The sequence below is a fragment of the Rhizobium sp. PRIMUS64 genome (genome assembly GCF_023006465.1).
Lineage (GTDB): Bacteria > Pseudomonadota > Alphaproteobacteria > Rhizobiales > Rhizobiaceae > Rhizobium > Rhizobium leguminosarum.
This window is the reverse complement of the sequence record NZ_JALBGX010000065.1, coordinates 1-15,788: the sequence shown is the minus strand read 5'-3', so window position 1 is coordinate 15,788 and position 15,788 is coordinate 1. Positions and strand designations below refer to the sequence as shown.

The 15,788-nt window shown below is 60.7% G+C and carries 15 protein-coding genes and 1 pseudogene; 5 read left to right on the top strand and 11 right to left on the bottom strand.

The features are described 5' to 3' along the window. Positions 1-6: 6 nt before the first annotated feature. The 5 genes from MOV76_RS23235 to MOV76_RS23215 all read right to left on the bottom strand — a co-directional run bounded on the left by MOV76_RS23235 (position 7) and on the right by MOV76_RS23215 (position 5,990). The gene (locus tag MOV76_RS23235; protein WP_018244614.1) at positions 7-1,560 is read right to left on the bottom strand and encodes a sugar ABC transporter ATP-binding protein; all 1,554 of its coding nucleotides are present in this window, start codon (positions 1,558-1,560) and stop codon (positions 7-9) included. A 107-nt stretch (positions 1,561-1,667) separates the two neighbouring features. Continuing rightward, positions 1,668-2,657, bottom strand: coding sequence for an ABC transporter substrate-binding protein (locus MOV76_RS23230; protein ID WP_018244615.1), 990 nt, complete (start codon positions 2,655-2,657; stop codon positions 1,668-1,670). A gap of 208 nt (positions 2,658-2,865) precedes the next feature. After that, entirely contained in the window at positions 2,866-3,312 is a 447-nt protein-coding gene (locus MOV76_RS23225; RefSeq protein WP_018244616.1) for an RbsD/FucU family protein, read from the bottom strand. A gap of 9 nt (positions 3,313-3,321) precedes the next feature. Further along, the gene (locus tag MOV76_RS23220; protein ID WP_112905868.1) at positions 3,322-4,341 is read right to left on the bottom strand and encodes an aldo/keto reductase; all 1,020 of its coding nucleotides are present in this window, start codon (positions 4,339-4,341) and stop codon (positions 3,322-3,324) included. Between the two features lie 146 nt (positions 4,342-4,487). Then, the gene (locus MOV76_RS23215; RefSeq protein ID WP_018447674.1) at positions 4,488-5,990 is read right to left on the bottom strand and encodes a UxaA family hydrolase; all 1,503 of its coding nucleotides are present in this window, start codon (positions 5,988-5,990) and stop codon (positions 4,488-4,490) included. A 342-nt stretch (positions 5,991-6,332) separates the two neighbouring features. On the opposite strand from MOV76_RS23215, the gene MOV76_RS23210 reads away from it, so the two are divergent. From MOV76_RS23210 to MOV76_RS23200, 3 genes are all read left to right on the top strand, one after another. Then, a complete protein-coding gene (locus MOV76_RS23210) occupies positions 6,333-7,232 on the top strand; it encodes a GntR family transcriptional regulator (protein ID WP_112905869.1) in 900 nt (299 codons plus the stop codon). A gap of 216 nt (positions 7,233-7,448) precedes the next feature. Continuing rightward, the gene (locus MOV76_RS23205; RefSeq protein ID WP_112906715.1) at positions 7,449-7,700 is read left to right on the top strand and encodes a hypothetical protein; all 252 of its coding nucleotides are present in this window, start codon (positions 7,449-7,451) and stop codon (positions 7,698-7,700) included. A gap of 346 nt (positions 7,701-8,046) precedes the next feature. Beyond that, the gene (locus MOV76_RS23200) at positions 8,047-10,044 is read left to right on the top strand and encodes an ABC transporter ATP-binding protein/permease (protein ID WP_247265374.1); all 1,998 of its coding nucleotides are present in this window, start codon (positions 8,047-8,049) and stop codon (positions 10,042-10,044) included. A 26-nt stretch (positions 10,045-10,070) separates the two neighbouring features. On the opposite strand, the gene MOV76_RS23195 is transcribed toward MOV76_RS23200, so the two are convergent. After that, positions 10,071-10,529, bottom strand: a complete 459-nt coding sequence (locus MOV76_RS23195) for a MarR family winged helix-turn-helix transcriptional regulator (protein ID WP_131605949.1) — start codon at positions 10,527-10,529, stop codon at positions 10,071-10,073. Positions 10,530-10,655: 126 nt separating this feature from the next. Between MOV76_RS23195 and MOV76_RS23190 the strand changes: the two genes are divergently transcribed. Beyond that, positions 10,656-11,033: a nuclear transport factor 2 family protein gene (locus MOV76_RS23190; protein WP_113542684.1), complete on the top strand. Its 378-nt coding sequence runs from the start codon at positions 10,656-10,658 to the stop codon at positions 11,031-11,033. 141 nt (positions 11,034-11,174) lie between these two features. On the opposite strand, the gene MOV76_RS23185 is transcribed toward MOV76_RS23190, so the two are convergent. Then, on the bottom strand, positions 11,175-11,426 hold the full coding sequence (locus MOV76_RS23185) for a hypothetical protein (RefSeq protein WP_018244624.1): 252 nt from the start codon (positions 11,424-11,426) through the stop codon (positions 11,175-11,177). A gap of 277 nt (positions 11,427-11,703) precedes the next feature. Between MOV76_RS23185 and MOV76_RS23180 the strand changes: the two genes are divergently transcribed. Then, on the top strand, positions 11,704-12,549 hold the full coding sequence (locus MOV76_RS23180) for a class I SAM-dependent methyltransferase (protein WP_247265373.1): 846 nt from the start codon (positions 11,704-11,706) through the stop codon (positions 12,547-12,549). Between the two features lie 98 nt (positions 12,550-12,647). On the opposite strand, the gene MOV76_RS23175 is transcribed toward MOV76_RS23180, so the two are convergent. The 4 genes and pseudogenes from MOV76_RS23175 to MOV76_RS23160 all read right to left on the bottom strand — a co-directional run. After that, entirely contained in the window at positions 12,648-13,223 is a 576-nt protein-coding gene (locus MOV76_RS23175; RefSeq protein ID WP_131605950.1) for an AAA family ATPase, read from the bottom strand. Positions 13,224-13,286: 63 nt separating this feature from the next. After that, positions 13,287-13,727, bottom strand: coding sequence for a hypothetical protein (locus MOV76_RS23170; protein ID WP_018244627.1), 441 nt, complete (start codon positions 13,725-13,727; stop codon positions 13,287-13,289). Positions 13,728-13,767: 40 nt separating this feature from the next. Further along, positions 13,768-15,258, bottom strand: coding sequence for an MDR family MFS transporter (locus MOV76_RS23165; RefSeq protein ID WP_247265372.1), 1,491 nt, complete (start codon positions 15,256-15,258; stop codon positions 13,768-13,770). Positions 15,259-15,516: 258 nt separating this feature from the next. Beyond that, positions 15,517-15,788: pseudogene (locus MOV76_RS23160) on the bottom strand (hypothetical protein); the annotation flags it as partial.

Here is a 15,788-nt window from a genome sequence, read left to right as displayed (position 1 = left end):
TTTGGCTCAGACGCCGATCGCTTCGCTGAGCACTTGTTCATGCGTCGCCGCGTGGAAATCATGGCTCGCGACGATTTTGCCGGCGCGGAAGACGTGCAGCCGGTCGGCCAGTTCGTAGACCTCGGGCAGGTAGGAGGAGATCAGGATGATGCCCGCGCCGTCCTTCAGAAGCTTGGCGAACAGCCGGTAGATTTCCGCCTTGGTACCGACGTCGACGCCGACGGTCGGCTCGTCAAAGATGAAGAGCCGGGCGCCGTGGCTCAGCCACTTGCCGATGACGATCTTCTGCTGGTTGCCGCCCGACATGCTGGAGGCCGGAACGCGCCGGCTCGGCGTCTTGATGCTGAGATCGCGGATCTGCTTGTCGGCATTGGCCGATTCGCGTGCGTGATTGATGACGGGGCCGTGGCTGAGGCGCCCGAACACCGGCAGGTTGATGTTGAGGCCGATCGGCAGGTTGAGGCAAAGCCCCTGGTCGCGCCGGCTTTCGGGCGCGAGCGCAATGCCGAGTTCCATGGCGGTGCGTTCGTTGCGGATATCGACACGTTTGCCCCTCCAGTGGATTTCGCCGGCGCTGATCGGCTGGCGTCCGTAGAGGCCGAGCGCGAATTCGCTGCGGCCGGCGCCGATCAGCCCGTAGAGGCCGACGATCTGTCCTGCCTTGACGCTGAGCGACACGTCTTCGAAGCCCGGGCCGGAGAGGCCCTTGACCTCGACGATCGTCTCGCCGATCGCAATCTCTTCCTTGTGGTAGATCTGCTCGATCGAGCGGTTGATCATCAAAGCGATCAGTTCGGCATCGTTGGTCTCGCCGATCAGTCGTGTGCCGACATGAGTGCCGTCGCGCAGCACCGAGACACGGTCGGCCAGCTCGAACACTTCCTCCATACGGTGGCTGATATAGACGATCGTGACGCCTTCGCCCTGCAGGCGGCGGATCAGCTTGAAGAGCTGCGCCGATTCCTGGCGCGTCAGATAGGCCGTGGGTTCGTCGAAGATCAGGAACTGCGTGCCGCGCATCGCCGCGCGCGCCGTCGCCACCAGCTGCTGCTGGCCGATCGTCAGCGAGCTCAACAGCGCACCGGCCGGCAGGCCGAAGCCGAGATCGTCAAGCACGGCCTGCGCCATCTTCTCCATCTGCTTCTTGCGCATCAGGCCGTAGCGGTTGACCTCGTCGCCGAGGAAAAGATTGGCGGCAACCGTCAGGTGCCGGCAGAGCACGACTTCCTGGTGGACGGCGTTGATGCCGCGGGCGATCGCCTCGTTCGGCGTCGACAGCCCCACCGGCTGGCCGCACCACAGCACTTCGCCCGCCGTGCGGGTAATGACGCCGGTCAGCAATTTGATAAGGGTGGATTTGCCGGCGCCGTTTTCCCCGACGATGGCGTGGATTTCACCGGCAAGGAAGGTCAGCGTCGCTGGCTTCAGCGCCTGCACATGACCATAATTCTTCTGCAGGCCCTTGAGTTCGAGGATAGGCGATCCGGCGGGAATTCGATTGGCTTCTTTCAGCGTCGCGCTGTCATCATGGCGATGACTGACCTCTTCCAGTCCGATCATGGACCTCTCCTCCTTGTGTCGCCTCTGCTCTCCATCCCGCACAAAACATACCACGGATGGAAAAGGCCGCGCCGGTTTTTGAAGCCGGCGCGGCCTGTCTGTTTTTGTTACTTGATCTTCGGGTTCAGAAGTGCGTCGATCTTCGGATCGGCCATATTCGCCTTGGTGACGAGATTGGCACCGGTATCGACATTTTCCGGAACCTTCTCGCCCTTGGAGACGGCAAGCGCGGTCTTGATGCCGTCATAGCCCATGCGATAGGGGTCCTGAACGACGAGGCCGGCGATCGCACCATCCTTGAGGAAGCCCACCGTCTTGTCGTCGCTGTCGAAGCCGATGACCTTGATCTTGTCGCCGAGCTTGTTTTCGGCGATCGCCTGGCCAACGCCCTGCGCCAGGATGAGGTTCGAGGCGAAGACGCCGACGAGGTTCGGGTTGGCCGTGATCAGGTCGGTCATCATGTTGAGGCCGGTCGTCGCCTGGCCGTCGCCATACTTGTCGGCGATGACCTTCAGGCCGGGATGCTTGGTCTTGATCTGATCCAGGAAGCCTTCGCGGCGCTGCTCCAGCGAGCCGACGCCGGGAAGATTGGTGAGGATGACGATATCGCCTTCTTCCTTGCCGGTCATCTCCTTGATAGCGGCGGCCAGACCGTCAGCGGCGATGCGGCCGCCCTGAACGTTGTCGGTCGTCAGGAACGACTTGAACGCCTTGGAGTCGGCGCCTGAGTCGATGCCGATGATCGGAACCGACTTGGCGGCTTCATCGATCGGCTTGCCGAGCGCCTTGAATTCGGTCGGTGAAATGACGACAGCGGCCGGCTTGCCGGCAACGGCGTTCTCCAGAATGCTGATCTGGCCGTTGACGTCGGATTCGGCCTGTGCGCCGAGTTCCGGCACGTTGACGCCGAGATCCTTGCCGGCCTTGCGGGCGCCGGCCAGAACGATCTGCCAGTAGAAGGACGTCGTGTCCTTGACGATGATCGGGATCGTCACGTCGGCGGCAAACGACGTTGCCGGCATCGCCGTGGCGATGACTGCGGCACCTGCAAGCGCGGTAAAGGCGCGGCGGGACAGAAGGGATTTCACGATACTCATAAGGGTTCTCCTCTCAGGGTGCGTTCTCCTCCAAATAAATCGGCCGCTGAACGCAGGCGGACGATTTTTATCGATAAAAAACATTTGCCGGGTGAAGCTAGCCGAGGCGCAATCAAATTGCAAGAGCGCCAAACCGGCTTTTTTTCTTTGGCAAACTCCCGCCAAGCAACTGATTTTATTCCAATACCACGATACCCTAAAATAGGGATCAGGCCATGTCGACCTCATCAGGATGGACTACGCCTTTTTTCAAAATCAGGTTGCCGTACAGCCGGAATTCCGTCGTCGCGACGATGTAGGTGGCCTTGCGAGCCATCGCGTAGAAAGCAAAACGCTCTACCGGCACGATGCGGAAATCGCCGGCGTGCTTGGAAACGATCTGCTGGAATTCGGTGCAGACCTCCGGCATCGCATCGGGATCGCCGACCACCTCCATCCGCCACGCCGCTTCCGGCACGAACGTGTCGAGCGGCATATGCGTCAGGATGGCCTCGGCCATCGCAGTCGCGCTGACGCCGTCGGCGCGGATGACCGGCGGACCCATCGAGCCCGAGGGAAAATTGGCGTCTGATATGACGATGTCGTCGCCATGCCCCATGGTCTTCAGCGCATGAAGCAGGTCGGGTCCAAGCAGCGGATGAATACCCTTGAGCATAGTCTCTCCTCAGACTCGGACGGCTTCGGCGCCGAGCGGCGGCGCGACCAGCGTATAGGGTTCGAATTCGGCATAGATCTCGTCGGCAAGCCGCGGCTCGACGAGCTCCATATTGCGCGTCAGGCTGGACGGCTTGGCCGTGCCGATCAGCACCGAGGCGACGATCGCCTCGCGTAGCGGAAACTGCAGGGCGGGCGCTGCCAGCGGCACTCCGTGGTTTTTGGCGATCGCTTCCATGGCGCCGACCTTGGCAAGCACATCGTCATCAGCAGGCATATAGTCGAAATGCGAACCCGGCACCGGGCCGGTGGCGAGGATGCCGGAGTTGAAGACGCCGCCGACGACGAGCGACGTGCCCTTCTGCCGGCAGAGCGGCAGCAGTTCGGCCACGGCCGAGCGGTCGAGCAGCGTGTAGCGGCCGGCAAGCAGGATGCAGTCGAGATCGGAATGGCGCATGACGTCGAGGCAGACGGGCACTTCGTTGACGCCGAGGCCGAAGGCGGAGATCGCGCCAGACGACTTGAGTTCCTCCAGCGCCTTCACGCCGGAATCGAGAAACTGCTTCTGGTGGACCGCGTTTTTCGCCGCGCCATGTGTGTAGACGCCGAGATCGTGCACATAAAGAATATCGATGTGGTTGAGGCCGAGGCGCGCATAGCTGAATTCGACCGAGCGCATGATGCCGTCATAGGAATAGTCGTAATCGGCATCGAAGGAGAGCGGGTCGACATAGCTGTAATCAGGCACGGTGCCGGTCGGCACCGGCCGAAGCAGCCGGCCGACCTTGGTGGAAAGCACGTAACTGCGGTCCGGCTGGTCGCGCAGGAAATCGCCGACCCGCCGTTCGGCGAGGCCGAGCCCATACCAGGGCGCCACGTCGAAATAGCGGATGCCGCTGTCCCAGGCCGCCTGCAGCGTATCCATCGCCTGCTCGCGCGGGCAGGCGCGGTAGAGACCGCCGAGAGCGGCGGCACCGAAACTGATTTCGGTCACCTCCAGCTTGGTCTTGCCGATCCGTCTCGTCTTCATCATGCCTCCTCGCGAAGAACTTGAGCTTGGTCTATGGAGCAATCCCAGGAAAAGTGTGAAGCGGTTTTCCGTCCGGGATTGCGTACTTCAAATCAATCCCAGGAAAAGTGTGAAGCGGTTTTCCTGGGATTGCGTCAAAGCAAAGGTTAGAGCGTCGCGCCCAGATGCCAGGGCACGAATTCATTGTCGCCATAGCCGAAGAGCTCGCTCTTGGTCTTCTTGCCTGATGCCGTATCGACGATCAGGTCGAAGATCTCGCGGCCCTTGCCGCTGATCGTCGCATCGCCGGTGGCGATCGTGCCGCAATCGATGTCCATGTCCTCTTCCATCGAGGCATAGAGCGCCGAATTGCTGGAAAGCTTCAGCGACGGCGCCGGCCGGCAACCGAAGCAGCTGCCGCGACCTGTCGTAAAGGCGATCATGTTTGCCCCACCGGCCACCTGGCCGGTCGCCGAGACCGGGTCGTAGCCGGGCGTGTCCATGAAAACGAGGCCGGGGGCCGTGACCCGCTCGGCATAACCATAAACCGCCGTCAGCGGCGAACGCCCGCCCTTGGCAACCGCGCCGAGCGATTTTTCAAGGATGGTCGTCAGCCCGCCGCGCTTGTTGCCGGGCGACGGATTGTTGTCGAGCGAGGCGCCGTGCAGAGCGACGTAATCCTCCCACCAGGCGATCTTGTCATCGAGCTTCTTTGCCACCTCGTCGCTGACGGCGCGGCTGCGCAAAAGGTGCTCCGCACCGTAGATTTCCGAAGTCTCCGACAGGATCGCCGTGCCGCCGGCCGCCGCCAGCAGGTCGGCCGCGACACCGAGCGCCGGATTGGCGGTGATGCCGGAAAAGCCGTCCGAGCCGCCGCATTGCAGGCCGATGATGATCTCACCGATCGACATCGGCACGCGCTTTTCCTTGCCGACGTCGGCAGCGATCTCGCGCAGCATGCCCATGGCGCGCTCGACTGCGCGGCGCGAACCGCCGGCATCCTGGATGTTGAAATGCCGCTTCGAGGCGCCGGCGCCGCTCTGGCCGTACAGCGTCAGCTGGTTGACCTCGCAGCCGAGGCCGATCATCAGCACGCCGCCGAAATTCACATGCCTGGTGTAGCCGGCAAGCGTCCGGTGCAGCACGTTCATGCCGTCGCCGGTCGAGCTCATGCCGCAGCCCTGGTCGTGCACGATCGGCACGAAACCGTCGATACCCTCGTAATGCGGCAGGATCGTCCGGTTCGCCTCGTCGGCGATCGCCCGGCAGACCGTGGTGGAACAGTTCACGCTGGCGATGATGCCGATATAGTTGCGCGTCGCCGCCCGCCCGTCGGCGCGGCGATAGCCCATGAAGGTGCGCGCCTTGTCATCGGTGGTCGCCGTTTCCGGCGCCGAATTGGCGGTCGCCGCCAGCCGGTCGTTTTCGAAATGCAGGTTGTGGCTGTGCACATGGTCGCCGGCCTTGACCTCGGCCGTCGTGCGGCCGATCGCCTGTCCGTATTTGACCACGGGTGAGCCGAGCGGAATATCCGCTATCGCCACCTTGTGGCCGGGGTCGATCTTCTCACGGGTCTGAATGCCGGCAACCGTCGAACCCGGCGCGATTGCCGCCGTTGCGACCGCGACATTATCGCCGGCCGAAAGGATGATCCAAGGCAGTTTGTCCAAGTCTCTATCTCCCTAGAGCATGATGCCGAAAAGTGTCAGCGGTTTTCGGACGACATCATGCTCTAACTCTTTAATTTAGAACAGGATTCAGATTTTTAGGCCATCCCACCTAAAATCTTCCTGTTCTATCGAAACACTCGCTGCATCGGCGAATGCGCATTGATTTTGTTTTTTATCTACAATAAACATTTTCAAGTCAACGGGAATATTGATCCTGTGGACGAGGGAGGCAATGAGCCGCAGGCGACCGGAATTAAGCTAAAGGTCGTTTGAACAAGCCCCGGTCCGCTCCGTCCTGCTTTGAAGCGGGGCGACGGTCACGAGGGCGGAAAGCGGGGTCTGGTGGCAAGGCAGAATACGGTCTTCAAGGAAGCGTACAACAGGTATGCCGCAGCCTTGCGTACGGATACGGCGCTGCCCTCGGAACCGGAGATCGCCGCCCAGCTCGGCGTCAGCCGCTCGACGGCGCGCGCCATCCTGACGCGGCTAAGCGAAGAAGGCATCATCCGCTGGAACAAACGCCAGAAGATCGTGCTGCGCCAGCCGACTGACCACGACCTCTTTCCCTCCGAAGAAACCGACTCCCTGCATGATATCATCGAGCGCAGCTTCATGCAGCGCATCCTTGCCGATGATGCAGCACCCGGCATGCAGATCAACGAATTGGAGCTTGCCCGCGAGATCGGCACCGGCACGACCAGCGTACGCGAATTCCTGATCCGTTTCTCCCGCTTCGGCCTCATCGAGAAACGGCCGAACAGCCACTGGACGCTCAAAGGGTTCACCCGCGAATTCGCCCTCGAGCTTGCCGATGTGCGCGAGATGTTCGAGCTGCATTCCGCCGCCGAATTCGGCCGGCTTTCCAGGGATAATCAGAGCTGGGCCGATCTTGCCGCCATTCGCGACGAACATCACGCGATGCTTGCCGACATCAACCAGCGCTTCAAGGATTTCTCCGTCCTCGACGAGCGCTTCCACTTGCTGATCCACCGCGCCTCGAAGAACCGCTTCATCGCCGATTTCTACGACGCGATCGCCATCGTCTTTCACTATCACTACCAGTGGAACAAGACCGCCGCCCGCCAGCGCAACGAGCGCGCCATCCACGAACATCTGGATTATATCGCAGCCCTCGAATCCCGCGACCAGGCGGCAATCGAAACTGCCTGCCGCGCGCATCTGCACTCCGCCCGCCAGACCCTCCTGCAATCCCTGCCGCAGATCGCCACCGAATCCGCTTGAGGTGGGGAGGGCAGTTCCGGGAAAGGTGCGTTTTATGGGGGCAAATGCCATCAGTGACCGGCGATGCGCAGAGTTGCACGCATCCCATTTATCCACCATCTGGAAGTTGGCGCCAAAATGTGATTCAGAGAGAGAGAGAGAGAGAGAGAGAGAGAGAGAGAGAGAGACCGGCGTGATGGTGACGGCGCTGCCGGGGCGTCACCGGAATTCAAGGCTATGATAGAGCAGTTTCGGGCTTGGTCTGTGATTATCGGCCTGACGCTATTTAGTCCTTTGCCGCTGAGCGTCCCGTTAGTGTGGCTGGTTCAGGGAGAGCTGCACGATAAACAATCCGCCGTACTCAAGGCTGCCGAACAACCGGCACTATTTTATCTGATCGTCCTTTTCTTTTTCTGCGATGGGCTGATTTGGGCACATCTCTGCCTGACGGCCGCATTCAGGCGCTTTCGCCTGAGACAACGACGTTAATCCGAGCACGAAGGAATTGACTCGGCGCCAGCCTCTGCCCCTCATCCGGCTGCCGCCACCTTCTCCTCGTTCTGACGGGGCGAAGGGGATATGCCGCAACCTCTCCGTTCCCCGCTACCTCTTGCAGGGCACGTCCCCTCGCCCCGTTTACGGGGAGAGGGTTAGGGTGAGGGGCAGATCTTGACGCCTACTTTGCAAACTTCGCCGGCGCCAATCCGCCCTCAGCGCAGGAGATTGGCCTTTGAGGCTCGACCCCGGCAAGGTTAGGGTGAGGGGCAGATGTTTTTCGATACGCCGGATGGCAGCGATCATGAAACATTTCGATGTGTAAGCCGTTATCGCGCTTATGGCCGACGCTAAACTCAAACCGAAATCGGTCGACGGCACCGAACCGCACGGTGCCGGGAACTCGCCCCAGGAGACGGCATCGACTGTCGAGGTCATGCCGCCGCCAGATGCCATCGAACCCGATCCGGAGCTGACGCCTGAAGAGGCCGAGCAGGCGCGCAAGCGGTATTTGCTGAAGCGTTTCTGGATCAGCGCGCGCCGCTACTGGGGTCGTGGCGGTGATAAGCTCGCCTGGCCGTGCACCATCGGGTTATTGACGCTGATCGGCATGAATGTCGGCTTCCAGTACGGAATCAATCTCTGGAACCGCGCGATTTTTGACGCCCTGGAGCAACATAATGCCCGCACCGTGTATTTCCTGAGCGTCGTATTCCTGCCACTGGCGCTCGGAACTGCAGCCCTTGTCACCACACAAGTCGCCCTTCGCATGATGATCCAGCGCCGCTGGCGATCCTGGCTGACGACCGCAGTCATCGCGCGCTGGCTCGCAAGCGGTCGTTACTATCAGTTGAACCTCATCGGCGGCGACCACAAGAACCCCGAAGCGCGCATCGCGGAGGATTTACGGATTGCCACCGAAGCGCCTGTCGATTTCATCTCTGGCGTCATTGCCGCCTTTCTGTCGGCCTCGACCTTCATCCTGGTGCTCTGGACGATTGGCGGGGCTCTGACTCTGACGATCGCCGGTTGGACCGTCACCATTCCCGGCTTTCTCGTCGTCACTGCGGTCCTCTACGCCGCGATCACCTCCAGTTCGATGACGGTCATCGGCCGCCATTTCGTCCGCGTCTCCGAGGCGAAAAACCAAGCGGAAGCCGAATTTCGCTACACGCTGACGCATGTGCGGGAAAACGGCGAGAGCATCGCCTTGCTCGGCGGCGAGGAGGAGGAGCGGAACGACCTCGGCAAGACCTTTGCCAACGTGCTCAGGCAATGGGCGCTCCTTGCACGCCAGCACATGCGCACAGCCCTTGTGTCGCAGGGGTCGAGCCTGTTTGCGCCGGTCGTCCCGGTTCTGCTGTGCGCTCCAAAATTTCTCGAAGGCAGCATGACGCTTGGGCAGGTCATGCAGGCTGCCTCTGCCTTCGCCATCGTTCAGAGCGCGTTCGGATGGCTGGTCGACAACTATCCCCGTCTCGCAGATTGGAACGCCTGTGCCCGGCGTATCGCTTCGCTGATGATGTCGCTCGACGGGCTCGAGCGCGCCGAACAGAGCAACGCGCTCGGACGCATCAAGCGGGGTGAAACGGAAGGCGATGCGATGCTCAGCCTGAACGATCTCTCCGTGTCGCTTGACGATGGCACCGCGGTGGTCAAGGAAACCCAGGTCGTGATCGAACCAGGCGAGCGGGTGCTCGTCGCCGGCGAATCCGGTTCGGGCAAGAGCACGCTGGTGCGCGCCATCGCAGGTCTTTGGCCGTGGGGTGAGGGCAGCGTCAATTTCCACGCCGAAAGACGATTGTTCATGCTGCCGCAACGGCCCTATATCCCGTCCGGGACGCTTCGCCGTGCCGTCGCCTATCCCGGTGCCGCCGATAGCTGGACGCCGGATGAGATCAAGGCGGCGCTCGACAAGGTGGGGCTCGATTATCTGAACGACAAGATCGAGGAAGACGCGCCCTGGGACCAGACATTGTCCGGCGGTGAAAAGCAGCGGCTCGCTTTTGCGCGTCTGCTGCTCCACCATCCCGATATCATCGTACTGGATGAAGCAACCTCAGCACTCGATGAGAAGAGCCAGGATAAGATGATGCAAATGGTGATCGATGAATTGCCTGAAGTCACTATCGTCAGCGTCGCGCATCGGGCTGAGCTCGAAGCCTTCCATAGCCGCAAGATCACGCTGGAGCGGCGCGAGGGCGGCGCAAAACTTGTCAGCGATATCGATCTTGTCCCACGCAAGAGAAAACGGAACTTGCTGTCACGCGTTTTGAAGAACCCCTCCCTGCCGAAAAACAGCACGACCTCGAATAAAGACAGCGCAGTCCCAGAATAGAAATTGTCCGTTTGGCCATAGAACCATCAATCGCCTGACGAAGCCTCTGCGTTCGCAATCTGATCCAGATTTTCGATCAGCCGCTTGAGCAGATCGACCAGTTGTCCCGCTTCCGCACCCGTGAACCCGGTCAATGCCTCACGATTCCCTTGGAATAGGGTCGTAATTGCCTCCGGCATGCGTTCCTGTGCGGTTTTCGTCAGCACGATGCGGCTGCTGCGACCATCAGCCGGGTCGCGTGTCCGCTCAATCAAGCCATCCCTCTCCATGCGTGCGAGCATTTGCGCCATCGGCGGTTGCTCGACCCTGGCAAAGCGGGCGAGGTCGCGCTGTGTGCTTGCCTTGCCATTTTGCAGCGCGACGAGGACAGGCAACTGGCCGACACCGAAGCCGAGCGGTTTAAGCCGTGACTCGCTGAGGCGGGCAAACCCCCGCGCCGCAAGACTGATGAGATGGCCAGGCGTAGAAAGCACGTCTTCATTCATTCGCTCACCTCTTGCCTGCGCTTGATCGCGAGATATATATGTACGTATGTATCGTGGCGCGCGGCAGGAGGCAATGCCGTTTCGATGCCGCCCAGCGAAAGTTTCAATCTCCACTGAGGAAACGAAATGTCCGACAATGACATCGAAATGATCAAGCGCATCTATGCCAGCTTCAACGCCAGAGACATCGACGCTGTCCTTGCCATCCTTTCCGATGATGTCGCCTGGGCCAATGGCATGGACGGCGGCCACATCTATGGTCGTGACGCTGTGCGCGACTATTGGAGACGTCAGTGGGCTATGATCAGTCCACACGTCGAGCCGGTCGCATTTGAGGAAACGCAAGATGGCGCCGTCGCTGTCGAGGTGATTCAGTCGGTCTTTGACCTCGATGGCCGGCCGCTGGCTGGGCAGGCCCATGGCCTGAAGGACAAGACGGTGACGCACATCTTCCGCGTGGAAGGCGATAAGATCGTTCGCTTCGATATCCAGGATGCCCTGTAAGCCCAGCATGCTCTGTAAGCTGGTACTCCCTATGCGGGGGGATGACCGCTCCTGTTGCGAAGCGCCATTGTCGGACCCGCCTTTTGGCCGTCGGGCGGCCTGGCTTGTGCGTTCAGTTCGCGCTTAGCCGGCGGTATCGGTTCAGAGCCTGCGAGCTTCCAGACGCCGCTTGTCGCGCTCGACATAGTCGGAGCCCAGCTCTGTCAGACGAAATTGCCGTTTCTGGAATTCCCCGCGGATCAAGATGAAACCTTGCTCTTCGGCTTCGCTCAATGTCTTCAGGCTGGTGCCTTTAGGGGGAGACTGCCAAGCCATGCCATCGGCGCTGTGCAGTAAGACCATGATCTTTATAATTTTGTTTCTCCATGGCTGATGCATGCAGCCGGGCTGCATCGCATCAGCAATCCGCTGGTTCCGTATTCTTGATTTGGCACCATCCAGGATAAGCCCATTGATTTAAAAGGATTATTTTTGGCTAGTCCGGAGTTTCGCAAAAGCTATTGTATAAAAGCTCCAATAGTCTTGGTCAATTCAATCACTCCGTCCCAACGGGTTTGGTCGCGCCTGGCGATTGGCCCGATGGCGCTTATTTCCATTGAATCCCGACATCAGCGGCGCATAGTGCCGACGTTCCCGGCTTTGCCGGTTGAACGGATGGGGGAGCCGGTGCATGTCAGCAAATCTCGACGATATCCGTAACCAGCAACGTGAGACGTGGGACAAATTTTCCGCCGGCTGGAAGAAATGGGACAGCTTGGTTCTCGGTTGGCTCGCCCCGTTTGGCGACACCATGCTTCGGCGCGCCAATCTCTCCAACGGCTTTAGCGTGCTTGACATAGCCGCCGGCACTGGCGAACCCGGCCTGACGGCGGCGGCGGCAATCCCCGACGGTCAGGTTGTCGTCACCGATCTCTCGGAAAATATGCTGACTGCTGCCGCCGAAAATGCGGCCAGACGTGGCCTCAAAAACTTCAAAACTCGCCTATGCGATGCGGGAGCGTTGCCTTTTGCCGATGCCAGTTTCGACGCCGTCCTATGCCGGTTCGGGTTTATGTTCTTCCCGGATATCGCTGCCGCCGCCAGGGAGAAGGCGCGCGTCGCAAAGCCCGGGGCGCGGGTCTGTGCCGCAGTCTGGAGCGCGCCTGCCAAAAATCCATGGGCGACCACGATCATGGGCACGATCGCCCGCCACGTGGACATGCCCCCGCCGCCACCCGGTTCTCCGGGCCTGTTCCGCTGCGCGGGGGAAGGCATGATGGTCGAGACCTTCAGAGAGGCGGGCCTTCTCGACATCGCCGTGGAAGAAGTGTCGGCGATGATGGTGCACGATGCCCCGGCGAGCTACTGGGACTTCATGACCGAGATCGCCGCGCCTGTTGTCGCCGGACTATCCAGGGCCGACGCGGCAACACGGGAGAAGATCCGTCGCGAGGTCCTGGAGCTCGCGCTACAATCCGTCAGCGACGGCAAGGTTCACCTTCTCTCAACAGCAACTGTGATCACAGGCACGCGATAGCCTCAAAATCTCGTCGACAACGACGGCGAGCGGGAGCGTGGCGTCGATGACGACACCACACTTCGGAATATCCTCTTTCGTTGCATGCAATCGCACAATCAGCTCCCGTTCGGCAGGCAGGTCACAACATGATCCCGTATTGCCGCAGCACTTTCGAAAGGCGACGTGAACGTCACATCTAGGGTCAGCGCGTGCTGGTGCGGGATATCAAGAACCACGGCCTGTTGGCTTCGGTTTCTTGAAGTCTCGACGTCGGTCGTTTTCAAATAGTCGCGCCGTGCGGGGGAGGAAACGCGACGCGCCAATTCTTCTTCGGCACAAAGCAATCTCACCGGAACGAAGACGGCGGCGCGCTGTCTGGCGGCGTCAACGAACTGTTGGTACGTCCGCGTGCTCCGCTCATCGCCTTCGACACCGGCATGGGTGAAGATGAAATTCGCTGACGGACCGCTATAGGTGGCGATTGCATCCAGGACGGCCTGCCGGACCCTGCCGGTGTACTCCCAGACACCCTTAGGCAACGAAGCGGTCTGATCCTCGTCGAGGAGGCGCAAGATCGGATTGTTGAACCAGTGATTATCAATGATCTTTGCTGATAGAAGCGAGCCGAGTTCTTTGGCGATTGTCAGCTTCCCGACGCCCGGAAACCCCAAGAGCAAAACGAAAACACCCATCGTCCGACAACTCTCCCAATACAATCCACCGGCAACAACGCAGTGCAGAACATCGTCTGGAATCTACCAGAATTTCCACCATGGACGCTTTGGATCGGGAGGCATCGAAGGCTCGGGCGCGAGTATGGCTTTCATCACGATCATCTCGCCATCATGGTCATAATATTCTCCCTCTTCCCCCTGGACTTTGGCTTCGAGAGATTGGGCGATAAGCCACATTTTCCGACGGATTTCTTGATCAGGATTTTTGACAACGATGTTGTCTCCGCTCCACCAAAGCCATGCGGCGTTTTTTCGATTTTCGCCGCGGGAGTATCCTTTCCACACGCATATGCCCGCCTGTTCCACCCGTAAAACACCCCCGTCGGCGGCGGGAGTTTCGGCAAAACCGTCATGCTGAATTTCGGGATCACTGGCAACGTACTCGAGCCATTCGTCGAGAGCGATCGATGGAGAGGCATCGAACCAATTTGCCTTACGGGTAATGTGAAGATCGTAACCCATCAGAGCCTATTACCTAAGTCGCGCCGAACGGCTGAGCCGCCTAATGCGAAGCCGCCTCGCTTGCGACGGCCGCCCCCTCACGCTTCTGACTATGCCCGACCGGGATCAGCCAGGTGGTGAAGAAGGTCAGCACCGCGACGACGACCACGCCCCAGAAGCTCCAGTGCAGGGCCGCATTGAAGATGGCACGGATGGCAGGATCGGCGGCGAGCGCCGAGAGCCCGGTCGGCTGGTTCAGCGCCTCATGCAGCCCGGCCGCCGCTTCGCCGCTCGCATAGTGGTTGATACCGGCATTGAGGATGGCACCGAGCACGGTGGCGCCGAGCGTATTGCCGAGGCTGCGGGCAAAGATGATCGAGGCGGTGGCGCTGCCGCGCATCGACCATTCGACGCTGTCCTGCACCAGCACAATGCTGGTGAGGCTGATGAGACCCATGCCGAAGCCCATGAAGAAGGAGCCGGCGCCGGCCACGACCGGCGAACTGTCAGGGGTCAGGAACAACAAGAAACATGCGCCGAAGGGAAACATCAGGCTGCCGACGCGCAGCGTGCGGCGGATGCCGAAGGCCTTGTAGAAGCGGCTGGAGAGCATCACCGCCAAAGGCCAGCCGACGACGAGCATGGTGAGCGTGAAGCCGGCAACAACAGGCGAACGGCCGAGCACACCCTGCACATAGATCGGCAGGATGGTGGAAAGCCCGATCAATGCCATGCCGGCTAGCAGAGTTGCCGCATTGCTGGTCGCAATCAGCCGGCGGCTCCAGAGCGGGATTGAAATGATCGGCTCCGGCGCCCGCTTCTCCTGGGCGAGGAAGAGGATGCCCGCGACCACGAAGACGGCAAAAAGCGAAAGCAGGATCCAGGCGCTGGCATCGGTTTCCGTCAACATGACGAGCAGTGCCACGATCGAGATCGAAAACAGCACCGAGCCGAGGTAATCAATCTTTGCCTGCTTGTGCGCCACGTCCTCCTTCAGGAAGATCATGAAGGCGATGATCGAGATGATGCCGATCGGCAGGTTGATCCAGAAGATCCAGGCCCAGGAAATGTTGTCGACGATGATGCCGCCGGCAAGCGGCCCGACAACGGCCGAGGTCGCCCAGACGGTCGCCATCGCGCCCTGCACGCGGCCGCGTTCCTCGAACTTGAAGAGATCACCGATAACAGTCATCGTCACCGGCTGGATGGCGCCGGCACCCAGCCCCTGCAGAAGCCGGAACAGCACCAGCGACATCATCGACCAGGCAAGCCCGCAGAGCAAAGAGCCGACGAGGAAGATCAGGATGCCGCCGATCAGCACCGGCTTGCGCCCAAAGATGTCGGAAAGCTTGCCGTAGATAACAGTGGTCGTCGACTGCGCCAGCAGGAAGGCCGAAAACACCCAGCTGTAATAGGAAAAGCCGCCGAGCTGCCCGACGATGCGCGGCATCGCGGTCGCCACGATCGTCGCCTCGATCGCCACCATGAAGGTCGCGAGCATGATGGTGGCGACGATAAGCACGCGGTTCGAGCGTTGCGCTGCATTCGACATGACGATCCTCTTCGGGTGCTCCGCAGATGCCGGAAATATCGGCAGGCTGGCTTTGGTGTGGGGCGATGCGCCGCTTGCGGAGTGATGCCGCTCTTTTACGTCCTCAAGCCCGGCCGGTAAAGCAGGCCGCGCCCGGTTTCTCATGATGGCATTTGTTTTCGCGTCATGTGAGGGAAGGTGGGTCGAAAACGAAGGCCCGGCGCCATTCCGCCCGGGCCTTCGTTCTATCAGGAGGGAAGGCGAACAATCGCCTCACCCCTATTGTGGGCATACCTGACTGAGCGAGCCGCTGTCCGCGCTTCCCCCGGTGCAACCCGGCGTCTGCTGCAGGTTGGGATTGACGCCGCCGGGATTGATGGTGCTGCGGCCGCTGTTGAGATCGACGCCGCCATTGCCGGTCGTGCTGCCGGTGGTGCCGGGATCGGTTCCGACAGAACCGATCCCGCCGAGCCTGTGCCGACAGACCCGGTGCCCGCTGCACCGCCGCCGACAGAACCAGTGCCAGCCGACCCTGCCCCGGCGGAACCGGC